The sequence below is a fragment of the Roseomonas aerilata DSM 19363 genome (genome assembly GCF_000711725.1).
GTDB lineage: Bacteria > Pseudomonadota > Alphaproteobacteria > Acetobacterales > Acetobacteraceae > Roseomonas > Roseomonas aerilata.
In genome coordinates, this window is sequence record NZ_JONP01000001.1 from 328,385 (window position 1) to 342,220 (window position 13,836).

Consider the following 13,836-nt stretch of genomic DNA (forward strand, 5'->3'; position numbering starts at 1 on the left):
TGCGGCAGGGTTTCAGGGCACTGTGGCGAGACAGCCACAGCGGACCCTGGCATTTCGGTCACAGATGGGAGAGCAGGATCGATTCGGGGCTGGACGAGAGAGTCCCGCGCGCGAAGAGCCGCGTCGCGTGGCCCATCTTCCGCCCCGGCCGGGCTTCAGCTTTGCCATAGAGATGCAGCGATACGCCCGGCGCCGCAGCCAAGGCCGGCCAGAGGGCCATGCCCTCCGGCCCGACGAGATTGCGCATCACCGCATCCGCGTGGCGCTCGGTGGGAGCGAGCGGCAGGCCGGCGACCGCGCGGGCGTGCTGGTCGAACTGGCTCGCCTGGCAGGCGTCGATCGTCCAGTGTCCGGAATTGTGCGGGCGGGGCGCCACCTCGTTGCCGAGCAGGCTTCCATCCGGGAGGAGGAAGAACTCGACGGCCAGCACGCCCACCAGGTCCAGCGCCCCGGCGACGGCAGCGGCATGGCGGCGGGCTGCCTCTGCAGCCCCTTCTGGCAAGCGGGCGGGGGCGAAGGAGAGGTCGAGGATGTGGTGGGCATGGCGGTTCTCGACCGCGTCGTAGGTGACGGTGGTGCCGTCCGCCCCGCGCGCCGCGACGGCGGAGATCTCCGCCACGAAGGGGATGAAGGCCTCGGCGATCAGCGGATGGGGTGAGAGGCGGGCGAGGGCGGCCTCCGCTTCCTCGGCCGTGCGGACGATGGCTTGGCCGCGGCCGTCGTAGCCGAGGCGGGTCGTTTTCAGGACCGCGGGCAGGCCGACCCTGGCGAGGGCAGCGGGGAGGTCGGCGGCGGAGTGGATGGCGGCCCAGGGGCCGACCGGGACGCCGGCGCGCTCGAGGAAGGCCTTCTCCACCAGGCGGTCCTGGCAGGTGGAGAGGGCGCGGATGCCCGGGCGGCAGGGGCGGCGCGCGGCGAGGCGCTCGACAGTCGCGGCGGGGACGTTCTCGAACTCGAAGGTGACGACGTCCACGGCCTCGGCGAAGCGGTCGAGGGCGGCGGCGTCCTCGTAGGGGGCGATGGTGCTGGTGGCGGCGACGAGAGTGCCTGGCTCCCCCGGCGAGGGGGAGAAGACGTGGCAGCGGTAGCCGAGCCGGGCGGCGGCAAGCGCCGTCATGCGGCCGAGCTGTCCGCCGCCGAGGATGCCGATGGTCGCGCCGGGCGGGAGCGGCCCGGTGGGGGCGGCGGTCACGCCGGGAGGTCCGGCACCGATTCGGTCTGCGCCGTGCGGTAGGCGTCCAGGCGTTCCGCGAGGGCGGGATCGGAGAGGGCGAGGATAGCGGCGGCGAGAAGGGCCGCGTTCACCGCCCCGGCGCGGCCGATGGCCAGCGTGCCGACGGGGATGCCGGCGGGCATCTGGACGATGGAGAGAAGGGAGTCCTGCCCGCGCAGCGCGTGGCTCTCGACGGGTACGCCGAGAACGGGGAGGCGAGTGAGGCTGGCTGTCATGCCCGGCAGGTGGGCGGCGCCGCCGGCCCCCGCGATGATGACCTTCAGCCCGCGCCCGGCGGCCGCGCCGGCGTAGTCCACCATGCGGTTTGGGGTTCGATGGGCGGAGACGACGCGGCACTCGTGCGGGATGCCGAGGGCGGAGAGGGTCTCGTCCGCGTGGCGCATCGTCTCCCAGTCGGAGCGCGAGCCCATGATGATGCCGACGAGGGGCGGGGCTTCGGTCGCGCTCAAGCGATGATATCCGGGACGAGGCGGCTCTCGAGCCAGGAGATCTCGTCCTTCAGCTTCAGCTTGCGCTTCTTCAGCCGCTGGAGCTGAAGCTGATCGTGCCGGCTGTCCTCAAGGCGCGCGATCACCGTGTCGAGGTCGCGGTGCTCGCTCCGCAGCTCGGTGAGGCGGCGGAAAAGGCTGTCGCGTTCGGCCAGCATGGTCCCCCGGATCGGTCGGGTGGCCCGGCCCCGGCAGGAAGGGGCAGGCGGGTTGATAAGGGCGTGAGAATTCTCGTGCCCCCTTGGCGGATTGCCATATCATCTCCCGCGCGGCGGTGACAGACGCCGCGCGTCAACGACCGAAACTGGCAGGAATAGGATAAAGCGCATGCTGAACCCGCACCGGCTCCAGTCGCTCAAGGACCGTCACAACGCGCTCGACGCGCGGATTTCGGAGGAGGATGCGCGGCCGATGCCGAACAGCCTCGAGCTGGCCCGGCTGAAGCGCGAGAAGCTGCGACTGAAGGAGGAGATGGAGCGGTTCGAGGCGCAGAGGGCGAGGCCGCAGTAGCGCCGCCGGCCCGGGCGGTGCCGCGCCGGCCCCTTTAGGGGGTCAGGCCCGCCGGATGGGCAAAGAAAGGGCGGGTCCCGAGGGGCCCGCCCTTTTTCATGCCCGGCAGGCGGTGCGGCTCAGGCCGCGTCGTCCTCCACCGCCGTCGGCACCGGCTGGGCGCCGATGGAGATGATGAGGGCGTTCAGGTCGCCCTGGGTGCAGAGGCCGAGGATGACGGGGTCGCGCGGCTTGATATTGGCCGAGTTCCAGTGGCTGCGGTCGCGCACCTTGGCGATCGTCTCCTTCGTGGTGCCGAGGAGCTTGCCCACCTGGGCGTCGGTCAGCTGCGGGTAGTTGCGGAGCAGCCAGGCGATGCCGTCCGGGCGGTCGTTGCGCTTGGCAACCGGCGTGTACTTCGCGCCCTTGCCGCGCATCTTCGGCTGGGGAAGGCTGGACTGCATCATCACGAGGCGGGCGTTGGGATCAGCCTCGCAGCGGGCGATCTCCTCGCGGGTGAGCTGGGCATTGGCGACGGGGTCGTAGCCGACGATGCCCTGCGCCACCTCTCCGTCAGCGATGGCCTGGACCTCGAGGGGGTGCATGCCCACGAAATCGGCCACCTGGTCGAAGGTGAGGGAAGTTTTGTCGATCAGCCACACGGCGGTGGCCTTGGGCATCAGGGGCGTGGACATCTGGGGCCTCGTCGCGCCCCGGAGGGGCGATCGTCGCGGAGGGGGGCGGCGGGGGAGCGGGTCCCCTGCCGGGTTGGGCGGGATATAGAGACGGGGATGAGGCCGGTCAAAGCCGGAAGAGAGGAAGATGATGTTCGAGGACGAGGGGCGCCCGCGGGCAACACCGGGAAGCTTTGCCCCCGCCGCGCTGGCGGAATGGTCGGAAGAGACATTGCGCGCCTATATCGAGGCGCTGCGGACGGAGATCGGGCGGGCGGAGGCGGCGATCGCGGCCCGGGCGGCGCAGCGGGCGGCGGCGGACTCGTTCTTCCGGAAGCCTCCGGGAGCATAGAGAAAGGACCGGCGGATCGCTCCGCCGGCCCCTCCGTCACTCACGCAACCTGAGTATCTACCGAGGTATCTACCCTGGGGTCAGGCCGCCTGGACCTGGCCCTCCTGGGTGTTGGCAGCCTCGGCACGGCCCTCGAGCGCGGGCTGCTGCGGACGGCCACCGATCGCGATGCGGCGCGGCTTCAGGGCCTCGGGCACCTCGCGGCGGAGCGCGACGTGGAGGAGGCCGTTCTCGAGGTTCGCACCCTCAACGCGGATGTGGTCCGCGAGGACGAAGCGGCGCTCGAAGGCGCGGCCGGCGATGCCGCGGTGCAGGTAGCGACCCTCATCGGTGGCCTGCGGAGCGCGGCCGGCGATGAGAAGGACGTTGTCCTGCGCCGTGATCTCGATGTCGTCCTGGCCGAAGCCGGCGACCGCCATCGTCAGCGTGTAGGCGTCGTCCGCCGTGCGCTCGATGTTGTAGGGCGGGTAGGATGGGGCATCGGCGGCAACGCGGGCCGTGTCGACGAGCCGCGCGAGGCGGTCGAAGCCGATGGCGGTGCGGAAGAGGGGGGAAAAGTCGAAGCTGTTCACGAGAAACCTCCTGCTGGAGCAAGGTCATCGATGGACAATGCGTGGCATTCCAGCGCTTGCACCCCCGAGCGGGCCGTGCGTGCCGTTCTGCCTCACGCCGGCGACCCCGTTGGGCATCACCGACAACCATGAAATGGGAAAAGGGCCCCGGCGCTTCAAGCGCCGAGGCCCCCTCCGATATGCATCCCGTGCAAGCCAGCCTTTCGGCCGCTGCAGATCAGCCCTTGCGGGCGCCGATGCCCGCGAACTTCTTGTTGAACTTGGCGATCTGTCCGCCCGTGTCCATCACGCGCTGCACGCCGGTCCAGGCCGGGTGGGACTTCGGGTCGATGTCCAGGCGCAGCGTGTCGCCGGCCGCGCCCATGCAGGAGCGGGTCTTGTAGGTGGTGCCATCGGTCATGATGACCGTGATCTCGTGGTAGTCGGGGTGGATGTCGGGCTTCATCGGGCGGGTTCCATGACTTGTGGCGCCGCCGATGCCGACCGGAAGCGCGAGGGGCGGCGTTTAGCGGGCGCGGGCAGAGCGCGCAACCATTCCTCGCATCGTCGGCCAACCCGGACCGCGCAGGAAAGGCGCAAGCGTTAAATCCGGCGGAGCTTCGCGTGGGAAGGCAGCGATCCGGCCGCCCGACGCGTTGAATTCGGTGAATTAACCTATGAGGCGATGCAATGACGCTCCGCCCGCGACCCCCGCGCGCCGAGGAGCCCTCGGCCGATCCCTTCGACCTCTGGCTCCGCCGGAGCGTCCACCAAGCCTATGACGCGGTGCTCGAGGAGCAGGTGCCCGAGGACCTGCTGCGGCTGTGCAGCGACAGCCGGACGGAATGGGTGGCCATGAAGGAGCGGTGGCTGAAGGACCCCCCCATGGCCAAGCCGCGCGCCCGGCAGCGTTGACCCGCCGCCCGCCGGTTTCCAGACTGCCGGAAATCAGCGGACCGGTCGCAGGGACCGCGGGCGGAGGGAACTAAGGCATGCGGCTTCAGGGCAAGGTCGCGCTCGTCACGGGCGCGGCGTCGGGCTTCGGCGAGGGGATCGCCAGGGAATACGCGGCGCAGGGGGCGAAGGTCGCGGTGGCGGACCTGAACCTGGAGGGCGCGCGGCGGGTAGCTGGCGAGATCGGCGGGGTGGCCTTCGGCGGCGACGTTTCCCGGGCTGCGGATATCGAAGCGATGGTGAAGGGGACGGTGGAGGCCTTCGGGGGCCTCGACATCGTCGTGAACAACGCCGGCTGGACCTACAAGAACGGGGACTCGCTGGGAGTGAGCGAGGAGGAGTTCGACCGGGTCTTCGACACCAACGTGAAGTCGGTGTTCCTGATGGCGCGGGCGGCGCATCCCGTGCTGGTGGCGCGGGGCGGCGGGTCCTTCATCACCATCTCCTCCACCGCGGGGCTCAGGCCGCGGCCGGGGCTGACCTGGTACAACGGCACCAAGGGGGCGGTGAACGTGTTCACCCAGTCGCTCGCGCAGGAATGGGCGCGGGGGAACATCAGGGTGAACGCGGTCTGCCCCGTGATGGGGGTGACGGGGCTGACCTCGGCCTTCATGGGGATGGAGGACACGCCGGAGAACCGGCAGCGCTTCCTTGCGACCATTCCGCTCGGGCGGCTCTCGACGCCCGATGACATCGCCAATGCCTGCGTGTGGCTGGCGGAGGATTCCTCATCCTTCATCACCGGCGTGCTGCTGCCGGTGGATGGCGGGCGCTGCGCCTGACCGCTTTCCGGGCAAGCGAGGCGGGTCTAGGGAGGACGCGCCGCCCCGGCCCGCGCGGGCGGTGATTCGAGGCAGCGCGGGCGGGGTGCGGCGATGAACATCCTCTCGATCCAGTCCTGGGTCTCCTACGGGCATGTCGGCAATGCGAGCGCGGTGTTCCCGCTCCAGCGGCTGGGCGCGGAGGTCTGGGCGCTGAACACCGTGCAGTTCTCCAACCACACGGGCTACGGCGCCTGGCGCGGGCAGGTCTTCGGGGCGGAGCTGATCGGGGATCTCGTGCAGGGGATCGAGGAGCGCGGGGTTCTCGCTCGCTGCGACGCCGTTCTCTCGGGCTATATGGGGGATGCCGCGATCGGGGAGGCGATCATTGACACCTTCGCGCGGGTGCGGGTGGCCAATCCGGCAGCGGTCTGGTGCTGTGACCCCGTGATCGGCGATGTCGGACGGGGTGTGTTCGTGCGGCCGGGGATTCCCGAGTTCATGCGGGATCGTGCGGTGCCGGCGGCGGGGATCGTGACGCCGAACCAGTTCGAGTTGGAATGGCTGACCGGGCGGCAGGTGGTGTCGCTGGACGACGCGAAGGCGGCGGTGACGGAGCTTCAGCGCCGCGGGCCGCGGACGGTGCTCGTGACCAGCCTTCAGGTGGAGGACACGCCCGAGGATTCGGTGGACCTGCTGGCTGGCGAGGAGGGACGGTTCTGGCGGGTGCGGACGCCGAAGCTGCCGATCTCCGTCAACGGCGCCGGGGATGCGATGGCAGCGCTGTTCCTGTTCCATCGGCTGCGCTGGGATGATTCGCGCCTCGCGCTCTCGGCGGCCACGTCTTCCATCTTCGGGCTGCTGCGGCGGACGGCGGAGGAGAAGTCGCGGGAGATCCTGACCGTGGCGGCGCAGGAGGAGTTCGTCACGCCGTCCAGGGTGTTCATGGCGCAGCCCTGCTAGGCACGAGCATTGCAGGGAACGCGGCGACGCGCCCATCATCGCGGCCCCGCGAAACCCATCGCCCCAAGCCCCTCGGAGGCCCCCATGCTGCCCATCCTTCCCCGCCGGCTCGTGCTCGGCGGCGCGCTGGCGATGCCTTTCATCCGCACGGCCAGCGCCCAGCAGACCTTCGAGTTCGTCGCGGGCTCGCTCGGCGGTGGGTGGTACACGATGGGCGCGGGCATCGCGGCGCTGGCAAAGGACGAGGCGGACCTGCAGATCCGCGTGGTGCCGGGCGGCGGGCTCGCGAACCCCACCCGCATCAACAACGGGCAGTCGCAGATGGGCTGGGGGATCGACGCCTTCACCGCCGCCGCGGTGCGGGGTGAGGATCCCTACCGCGCGAAGCACGACAAGATCCGCACTCTCGGCACCGGCTACTCGCCGACGGAGCACAACTTCGTCCGCGCGGCGGAGAAGACGCAGGAGGACATGCGAGCGATCCTGACGCAGCGGGGCATCCGGATCGGCTGCCCGCAGCGCTCCTCGACCGACGAGATGACGTTGCAGCGGATCCTGAGGTTCCTCGGCACCTCGCCCGAGAAGATCCGGGCGGAGGGCGGGACCTACCTCAACGGGTCCTACAACGACATCGCGGCCGCCTTCGGGGACGGGCAGGTGGACTATCTCTATATGGCGCTGGCCAAGCCGGCGGCGATCCTGACGGAACTGGGCACGGGTCGGCGGGCGGCGCGGCTGGTGGCCTTCCCCGAGGACGTGCGCAAGCACCTGATCGACGCCTATGCCTATAACCAGGGCGTGCTGCCGGCCTCGGCCTATCCGGCGCTGCAATCGGCGGATGTGCCGGTGACGACGATGGACAGCGTGATCGTTGTGCACGAGACGGTGCCGGACGAGGTCGCCTACAAGCTGACGAAGGTGCTGATCGCGGCCAAGGGGCCGCGGCTGACGCAGATCCATGCCTCCATGGCGAGCTACGACCCGGCCCAGGCCTGGAAGTATGCGGGCGCGCCGCTGCATCCGGGCGCGGCCAAGGCCTATCGCGAGGCCGGCGTGATGCCGGCCTGAGCGGTTCGTCTTGCGCGCGCTGAAGGGGCCGCTGCGGCCCATTCTGTCCGGGTGGCTGGCGCTGGCGGTGGCGGTCCACCTCTACTTCGGTGGGGTCGGCTTTCCGGAGCCGGTGGGGATGCGCGCCTTCCACCTGCTGGCCTTCGTGCCGCCGATCTTCCTGCTATGGCCGGCGCGGGCTTCGAGCCCCAAGGCGCGGCCGAGCCTGGTGGACTGGGCCTGGTTCCTGGCGGCGGCGGCGCCGCATCTATGGGTGTGGTGGAATGCCGGCGCGGTGTCGGACCGCATGGAATATGTGGACGATTTCACGCCGGCGATGTCCGTCATGGCCGTGCTGGCGATCGTGACGCTCCTGGAAGCGACGCGGCGGGCGGTGGAGCCGGGCCTCGCCTGGATGGTGATCATCAGCATCGCCTACATGGGTTTCGGGCACCTGCTGCCGGGGGTGCTGAACACGCGCGTATTCTCCGCCGCGGAGATCCTCGAAGCCTCCTGGCTGGTGCCGACGGCGGGCGGCGTCTACGGGCCGCTGACGGGGATCGTGGCCACGACCATCGCGGTCTTCATCATCTTCGGCTCCTTCATGGCGGGGAGCGGGACGGGGCGGCTGTTCAGCAATCTCGGGGCCGCGGCGGCAGGGCGCTACACGGGCGGGCCAGCCAAGGTGGCGGTCATCACCTCCGGGCTGTTCGGCACGATGAGCGGGTCTTCCGTTTCGAACGTCATCACCACGGGGGCGATGACGATCCCGCTGATGAAGCGGATCGGGTACCGGCCGGCTGTCGCGGGGGGGATCGAGGCGGCGTCCAGCGTGGGCGGGGCGATCATGCCGCCGGTGATGGGGGCGGCGGCCTTCGTCATGTCGGAGATCACGAACATCGCCTATGGCGAGATCGTCGTCGCGGCGGCGCTCGGGGCGGTGCTCTATTACTTCGCGATCCTGGCCGCCGTGCATTTCGAGGCGAAGCGAATGGGGATGGCGCCCATGCCGGCGGCCGATGTTCCGCCCTGGCGGGAGGTGCTGGCGGACGCGCATCTCGTGATCCCGATGGGCGTGCTCGTCTACCTCATGATGGAGCGCTGGTCGGGCAACTACGCGGCCTTCTGCGCGACGCTGGCGATGATCGCCGTCGCCATGCTGCGGCGGCGGACGCGGATGACGCCGCGCGCGATCTTCGAGGCGCTGGTGAATGCGGGGCTGACCATGGCGCCGCTGGCGGTCGCCATCGCGGGGGCGGGAATCGTGGTTTCCGCGCTGACGGCCACGGGGATGGTCGTGGCCTTCGGGGGGATCATCAAGGACATCGCGGGCGGTTCTCTGCCGCTGCTGCTGATCCTGCTGGCGCTGACGGTGCTGGTGCTGGGGATGGGGCTGCCGACCACGCCCTCCTACATCATCGCGGCGGCGATCGGGGTGCCGCAGCTCGTCGCCATGGGCGTGGGGCTGCTGCCGGCGCACCTGTTCCTCTTCTATTTCGCGGTGCTGGCGGATGCGACGCCGCCCGTGGCGGCCGCGGCCTTCGCGGCGGCCTCAGTCGCCGGGGCGGGGCCGACGATCACGAGCCTGCACGCGACGCGCTTCGGCATCGCGGGCTTCACCGTGGGCTTCGCCTTCGTCTACGACCCCGGGATCATGATGCAGGGCGGGGTGCTCGACATCCTGCTGGCGACCGCCATCCAGGTGGCGGCGCTGGTGGCGATCACGGCCGCCTACGCCGGCTATTTTCTCGCGCCGATGGGGCTGGTGGCGCGCGGGGTGCTGGGGCTGGCGGGGCTGGTTGCCGCCTTCATGCCGGTGGTGCCGGGGCCGGGGCGGCTGGCGCTGGCGGTGGCGGCGATGGGGCTGGCCTGGGCGCTCTCGCGCGCAGGGGCTGGAGTGGCGCGTCGGGCGGCCTAGAAGCCGGCGCAGCTTGGACGGAGGCTGCGCAGGACGCTCTCCTGGGCGAAGCGGGCGCGGTAGGCCTCGGCGAGCGGCTCCGTCCGGGCGGCGGCCTCCGCGAGGCTGGCGCCGGGAAGGACGAGCAGGAGGAGCTTCGAGGGTTCGCGGAAGATCCGGCCGTCGGGGGCGCGCCACTGGCCCTCGGCGTCAAGGGCGGTCAGGCCCTCGGGGAAGCGCGGGGTGGCTTCCTCGGCCAGGAAGGCGGACCATTCGGCATCGGTGACGCGCAGCCGGCCAGCGCTGCTGCGGCCGAGGGCGACTTCCGCGATGGCAGCGGGCGCGGTGCCCGCCGGGCAGGCCGGCGGGAGGGCGCAGGCGCCGAGAATGAGCGGGAGCAGCAGGGTGCCGGTCCGCAGTCGGGCGGGCGGGCGCAAGCCGCGCTCAGGCGCTGGCCAGCATGACGACGCCGAGGCTGATAAGCGCGACGGCGGCGATCTTCTGGGCGCCGAGCGCCTCCCCGAAGGCGAAGTGGCCGATCATCACGGCCACGACGTAGGAGGCGGCGGTGCAGGGCAGGGCGACCGACATCGGGATGCGGCGCAGCGCCACGATGTAGAGCAGGGCCGCGCCGCCGTAGAGGCCGAGACCGACGACGGTGTGCGGGCGGAAGAGCTGGGCGAAGAAGCCGCCATCGCCGGTCGCGCCCGACTTCAGCAGGATCTGGCCGGCGAGCGAGGTGGCGATCGCGGCGGCGAGGGCGATCCAGTGGGCGCTCATCGGCCGTCTTCCTCGTCGGCTGGGCGGGCGCGGACGACGTCGCGCACGACGCCCTGGGGGGTGCCGTTGGCCGAGAGGAAGGCGCGGCCGACATATTCGCCGAGCACGCCGAGGATGAGGAACTGCACGGCCGAGAGCAGCAGCGTGACCGTCATGGTGGAGGCCCAGCCGGAAGGGGTCTCGCCCGTCATGGCCTCGGCCATGACGAAGAAGGAGGCGACGATGCCGAGGAAGCCCATGGCCAGGCCCGCGAAGGTCGCGAGGCGCACGGGCAGGAGGGAGAAGTTGGTGGCGAGGTTCAGCCAGAGCCGGACGAGGCGGCGGAGCGTGTAGTTGCTGCGGCCCTCCACGCGCTTCAGGTGGCGGACCTCGATGGATTCGATGCGCTGGGTGACCTGCATGATCAGGCCGTCGATATAGGGGTAGGGGCCGGCATAGCGGGCGACCTCCCGGACGACGAGGGCGCTCATGCAGCGGAAGGAGGAGAGATAGAGGCCGCGGGGCTTGTCGAGCAGCAGGTCCGCCACGCCGTTGGCGAAGCGGCTGCCGAGGTTGCGCCAGCCCTCGTGCTCCTTGATGGCGTAGCGGGTGTAGACGACGTCCCAGTTGCCGAGGCGGGCGTGGTCATAGAGCTTCAGCACCTCCTCCGGCGGGTTCTGGAGGTCGTCGTCCATCGTGATGACGTAGCGGCCGCGGGCGACGCGGAGGCCGGACATGACCGCGTTGTGCTCGCCGAAGTTGCGGGCGTGCTCCACATAGGTGAGCGGCACGGTGGCCTTCGCGGCGAGGTCGCGGCAGACCTCGGCGGAGTTGTCGGGGGAGCCGTCGTTGACGAGGACGATTTCGATGCCGCCCACGGGACGGAGCGCCGAAAGGGCCGCGACGAGCGTGCCGATGGTGGTCGCGCCGCGATAGACGGGCACCACGATCGAGAGGCCGACGCCCTCCTGCGGGAGGACCTCCCCGGTGAGGGAGGCGGGGAGGGGCGCCGTCAGGGCATCGGGGCGCATGGCGTTCGGGTCCTTCAGGGTCGGTTCGCGGCCAGCAGCACCGAGCCGCCGGCGGGGAGGGGAAGGGCGGTGCGGCGTTCGATCTCGCAGACGCCGTGCAGGAGGCGGTCCAGCCAGGGCGGGAAGTCGCCGACGTCGCTCGCGTGGTTGTCGCCGCGCGCGAGGACCTTGCGCTGGAGGATCATGAGCGGGAGCAGGAAGCCGTTCCAGTAGCGGGTGGTGACGTCGGCGAAGCCGGCGGCGCGCAGGAGGGCGGCGGCGCGGCGGGCGGTGTAGCGGCGGGCGTTGTGCACCCGCACGTCGTGGGCCGAGAACATCCACTCATAGGCCGGCAGGTTGAGCACGAGGGTGGCGCCTGGGGCGAGCACGCGGTGCAGCTCCGCAAGCGCGCGTTCCTGGTCCGCGCCGGCATGGGAGAGCACGTCCACCGAGACGGCGGCGCCGAAGGAGGCGTCGGGGAAGGGCAGGTCGTTCACCGTGCCCGCGGTGACGGGCTGGCCGGACTTGGCGCCTGCCCGCGCGGCGGCGCGTGGGTTGTAGTCGAGGCCGAAGGCGGGGCGAGGGGAGCTTTCCGCCAGGCGGCGGAGAAAGCCGCCCGTTCCGCAGCCGGCGTCGAGCAGCGGCAGGGAGGCGATGCCCGGGCGGGCCGCGAGGGTCTCGAGGAGGCGGGCGTGGACGGCGCGGTACCACCACATCCCGTCCTCCGCGGCGTCCATCAGGGCGTATTCGGCGTCTTCCACTCGGGACCTGCTGGGAGGGCCTTTCCGGTGCGGCGTGCCGGGCGGGCTGGGTGACGAAAGGGCTTGTGGCAGCGGCTTGGGGCGTGGACAAGGCAGCCTCGCCCAGGGGCCGCCGCAATCTGTGGCTAGAAGGCTTCGATACGGGGCTGCAAGATTGCGGCCGCGCTGTCCCAACAGGATCCCCTCTCGAACCGGCCGGCATGAACGCACCTCTTCCCCCCTCTTCTCCGGCCGAGCCGGCGGCGGTGACCCTCGATGCGCCGCGCGGCGCGGGGCGGCTGGGCGCGGCGCTCGGTCTCGGATCGGGTGAGGGGGTGCTAGCAGGGCCGGGGGCCTCGGCGCGCCTCTGGCGGCTGGTGGCGCTGCTGCCGGCGCTGCTTTTCCTGCTGACGGTGCTCTCCCCGCCGCTGAACCACGATGTGGCGGCGGTGCTGAACTTTTCGATGCGCTGGTTGGGCGGGCAGCGGCTCTATTCGGAGCTGATCGACGTCAATCCGCCGCTGATCTTCATCTTCAACCTGCCGGCGGCCTGGCTGGCCTCTGTCACGCCGTTGGACGGGCCGCGGGCGCTGCTGCTGCAACTCGTGTTGTTCTGCGGGCTGGTCTGGTGGCTGAGCGGGCGGCTGCGGGAAGGGGTGGCGGAGGGGCCAGTGGAGGCAGCGGTGCTCTCCGCCCTGCTTCCACTGGCGCTGGTGATGCCGGGCTATGACTTCGGGCAGCGCGAGGTGCTGATGGGGACCGTCGCCATCCCCTACGTGCTGCTGGCCTCGAGGCGGATGCAGGGTTTGCCGACCGGGGGCTGGCTGCTCCTCGGTGTGGCCGTGCTCGCCGCGCTCGGTTTCGCGCTGAAGCCACATTTCCTGGCGGTGCCGCTGCTGGTGGAGGCGGCGGTGGTCACGCGGCGAGGCTGGCGGCGGATCGGGGTTTCGCTGGCCGACCCGGTGCCCTGGATCATGGCGGGGGTCTGGGTGCTCTATCTCGCCTCTATCCCGGTCTTCTTCCCGGACTTCTTCGGGCATGTCGTGCCGCTGGTCTGGGACTACTACGTCGATCTCGGGGGCATGTCGGCCTTCGGGGTGCTGCTGACCCCGAACATGGGCGCGGCGGGGGTTCTGCTGGTCCTGGTCTCGGCGCTCTGCGTGTTCGGGCGGTTCGGGCCGCTGGTGCTGGCGCTCTGGGCGGCGACCGCGGGGGCCTTCGTCTCGGCGGCGGTGCAGCACAAGGGCTGGACCTACCACGTGGCGCCGATCTTCATGCTGGCCGGGCTCTCGATGGGGCTGATCGTCGCGCGCTGGCTGGACGGGGCGCTGCCGCCGGCGCGGGCCCGGCTCTCGGCGCCCGCGCTTTCGGCCGTGATGGCGGGGTTGCTGATGCTTGGCATGGTCCGGGGCGGCGAGGCGCCCTTTCGCGAGATCGGCTACGAGAGCGACAAGGGCGGGCGGCTGACGGCCTGGCTGCAGGAGCATGCCTGGAACGAGCGGCTGCTGATCCTGACGCCCGACATCTGGCCGATCTATCCGGCGCTAAACTATTCCAACAGCCAGTCCACGCTGCGCTTCATGAACCTCTGGCTGCTGCAGGGCGTGAACCAGCGCTGCCCGGAGAGCGGCGAGCGATACCGGGAGACCTGGGAGATGTCGCGGGCGGAGTTCTTCGTCTACCGCACCGTGGCCGAGGACTTCGCCTCGGCGCCGCCCTCGGCGGTGCTGGTCACGCGGCACGTAGGCATACCCTGGTGCGGCAAGGAATTCGATTTCATCGAGTATTTCAGCCGCCACCCCCTCTTCGCGGAGGCTTTCCGGAGCTACCACCAGCAGGGCGAGATCGAGGGCTACAAGCTCTACGTCCGCGAGGACTAGCATCCGCGAGGACTGGGGCGCCCCAATAAGGGGCGGG

Annotated in this window: 18 protein-coding genes; 8 read left to right on the forward strand and 10 right to left on the reverse strand. The window is 70.8% G+C overall.

Annotated elements, in window-relative coordinates; translation table 11 throughout:
- Positions 1–58: 58 nt before the first annotated feature.
- The 3 genes from BO39_RS01535 to BO39_RS01545 are packed head-to-tail and all read right to left on the reverse strand — an operon-like array spanning position 59 to position 1,880.
- Positions 59–1,192, reverse strand: coding sequence for a 5-(carboxyamino)imidazole ribonucleotide synthase (locus tag BO39_RS01535; protein WP_043829275.1), 1,134 nt, complete (start codon positions 1,190–1,192; stop codon positions 59–61).
- A complete protein-coding gene (gene purE, locus BO39_RS01540; protein WP_043829772.1) occupies positions 1,189–1,644 on the reverse strand; it encodes a 5-(carboxyamino)imidazole ribonucleotide mutase in 456 nt (151 codons plus the stop codon). The genes BO39_RS01535 and purE overlap by 4 nt, the downstream gene beginning before the upstream one ends.
- A 35-nt stretch (positions 1,645–1,679) precedes the next feature.
- Positions 1,680–1,880 carry a YdcH family protein gene (locus BO39_RS01545; RefSeq protein ID WP_043829277.1) on the reverse strand — a complete coding sequence of 67 codons (201 nt, stop codon included), beginning with the start codon at positions 1,878–1,880 and terminating at the stop codon, positions 1,680–1,682.
- A 169-nt stretch (positions 1,881–2,049) separates the two neighbouring features.
- Between BO39_RS01545 and BO39_RS01550 the strand changes: the two genes are divergently transcribed.
- A complete protein-coding gene (locus BO39_RS01550; protein WP_043829279.1) occupies positions 2,050–2,232 on the forward strand; it encodes a YdcH family protein in 183 nt (60 codons plus the stop codon).
- Positions 2,233–2,351: 119 nt separating this feature from the next.
- On the opposite strand, the gene BO39_RS01555 is transcribed toward BO39_RS01550, so the two are convergent.
- Positions 2,352–2,906, reverse strand: a complete 555-nt coding sequence (locus tag BO39_RS01555) for a DUF1013 domain-containing protein (RefSeq protein WP_043829281.1) — start codon at positions 2,904–2,906, stop codon at positions 2,352–2,354.
- A gap of 127 nt (positions 2,907–3,033) precedes the next feature.
- Here BO39_RS01555 and BO39_RS01560 point away from each other — a divergent pair, with 127 nt between their 5' ends.
- A complete protein-coding gene (locus BO39_RS01560; RefSeq protein WP_084697751.1) occupies positions 3,034–3,237 on the forward strand; it encodes a DUF1192 family protein in 204 nt (67 codons plus the stop codon).
- Between the two features lie 80 nt (positions 3,238–3,317).
- Here BO39_RS01560 and BO39_RS01565 read toward each other — a convergent pair whose 3' ends face one another.
- Both BO39_RS01565 and rpmE read right to left on the reverse strand, forming a co-directional pair.
- A complete protein-coding gene (locus tag BO39_RS01565) occupies positions 3,318–3,809 on the reverse strand; it encodes an Hsp20 family protein (protein WP_043829285.1) in 492 nt (163 codons plus the stop codon).
- 217 nt (positions 3,810–4,026) lie between these two features.
- The gene (rpmE, locus tag BO39_RS01570) at positions 4,027–4,254 is read right to left on the reverse strand and encodes a 50S ribosomal protein L31 (protein ID WP_043829287.1); all 228 of its coding nucleotides are present in this window, start codon (positions 4,252–4,254) and stop codon (positions 4,027–4,029) included.
- A 224-nt stretch (positions 4,255–4,478) separates the two neighbouring features.
- Here rpmE and BO39_RS01575 point away from each other — a divergent pair, with 224 nt between their 5' ends.
- From BO39_RS01575 to BO39_RS01595, 5 genes are all read left to right on the forward strand, one after another.
- Complete coding sequence (locus BO39_RS01575) at positions 4,479–4,703, forward strand: hypothetical protein (protein ID WP_043829289.1); 225 nt, start codon at positions 4,479–4,481, stop codon at positions 4,701–4,703.
- A gap of 77 nt (positions 4,704–4,780) precedes the next feature.
- Positions 4,781–5,524, forward strand: a complete 744-nt coding sequence (locus BO39_RS01580) for a glucose 1-dehydrogenase (protein WP_043829291.1) — start codon at positions 4,781–4,783, stop codon at positions 5,522–5,524.
- 93 nt (positions 5,525–5,617) lie between these two features.
- The gene (gene pdxY / locus BO39_RS01585; RefSeq protein WP_043829293.1) at positions 5,618–6,466 is read left to right on the forward strand and encodes a pyridoxal kinase PdxY; all 849 of its coding nucleotides are present in this window, start codon (positions 5,618–5,620) and stop codon (positions 6,464–6,466) included.
- An 84-nt stretch (positions 6,467–6,550) separates the two neighbouring features.
- Complete coding sequence (locus tag BO39_RS01590; protein WP_043829295.1) at positions 6,551–7,534, forward strand: TAXI family TRAP transporter solute-binding subunit; 984 nt, start codon at positions 6,551–6,553, stop codon at positions 7,532–7,534.
- 10 nt (positions 7,535–7,544) lie between these two features.
- Positions 7,545–9,431 (forward strand): TRAP transporter permease, encoded by a 1,887-nt coding sequence (locus tag BO39_RS01595; protein WP_052401294.1) that lies wholly within the window; start codon positions 7,545–7,547, stop codon positions 9,429–9,431.
- Here the strand turns inward: BO39_RS01595 and BO39_RS01600 are convergent.
- The 4 genes from BO39_RS01600 to BO39_RS01615 are packed head-to-tail and all read right to left on the reverse strand — an operon-like array spanning position 9,428 to position 11,940.
- Positions 9,428–9,847 carry a DUF3574 domain-containing protein gene (locus BO39_RS01600; RefSeq protein WP_052401295.1) on the reverse strand — a complete coding sequence of 140 codons (420 nt, stop codon included), beginning with the start codon at positions 9,845–9,847 and terminating at the stop codon, positions 9,428–9,430. The two genes, BO39_RS01595 and BO39_RS01600, sit on opposite strands and share 4 nt — an antisense overlap.
- A gap of 7 nt (positions 9,848–9,854) precedes the next feature.
- On the reverse strand, positions 9,855–10,190 hold the full coding sequence (locus BO39_RS01605; RefSeq protein ID WP_043829297.1) for a DMT family transporter: 336 nt from the start codon (positions 10,188–10,190) through the stop codon (positions 9,855–9,857).
- Positions 10,187–11,200, reverse strand: a complete 1,014-nt coding sequence (locus BO39_RS01610; RefSeq protein ID WP_084697752.1) for a glycosyltransferase family 2 protein — start codon at positions 11,198–11,200, stop codon at positions 10,187–10,189. The genes BO39_RS01605 and BO39_RS01610 overlap by 4 nt, the downstream gene beginning before the upstream one ends.
- Positions 11,201–11,214: 14 nt before the next feature.
- Positions 11,215–11,940, reverse strand: a complete 726-nt coding sequence (locus BO39_RS01615) for a class I SAM-dependent methyltransferase (protein ID WP_043829298.1) — start codon at positions 11,938–11,940, stop codon at positions 11,215–11,217.
- Positions 11,941–12,140: 200 nt separating this feature from the next.
- Between BO39_RS01615 and BO39_RS01620 the strand changes: the two genes are divergently transcribed.
- Positions 12,141–13,799, forward strand: a complete 1,659-nt coding sequence (locus tag BO39_RS01620) for a hypothetical protein (RefSeq protein WP_245614887.1) — start codon at positions 12,141–12,143, stop codon at positions 13,797–13,799.
- Positions 13,800–13,836: the final 37 nt, after the last annotated feature.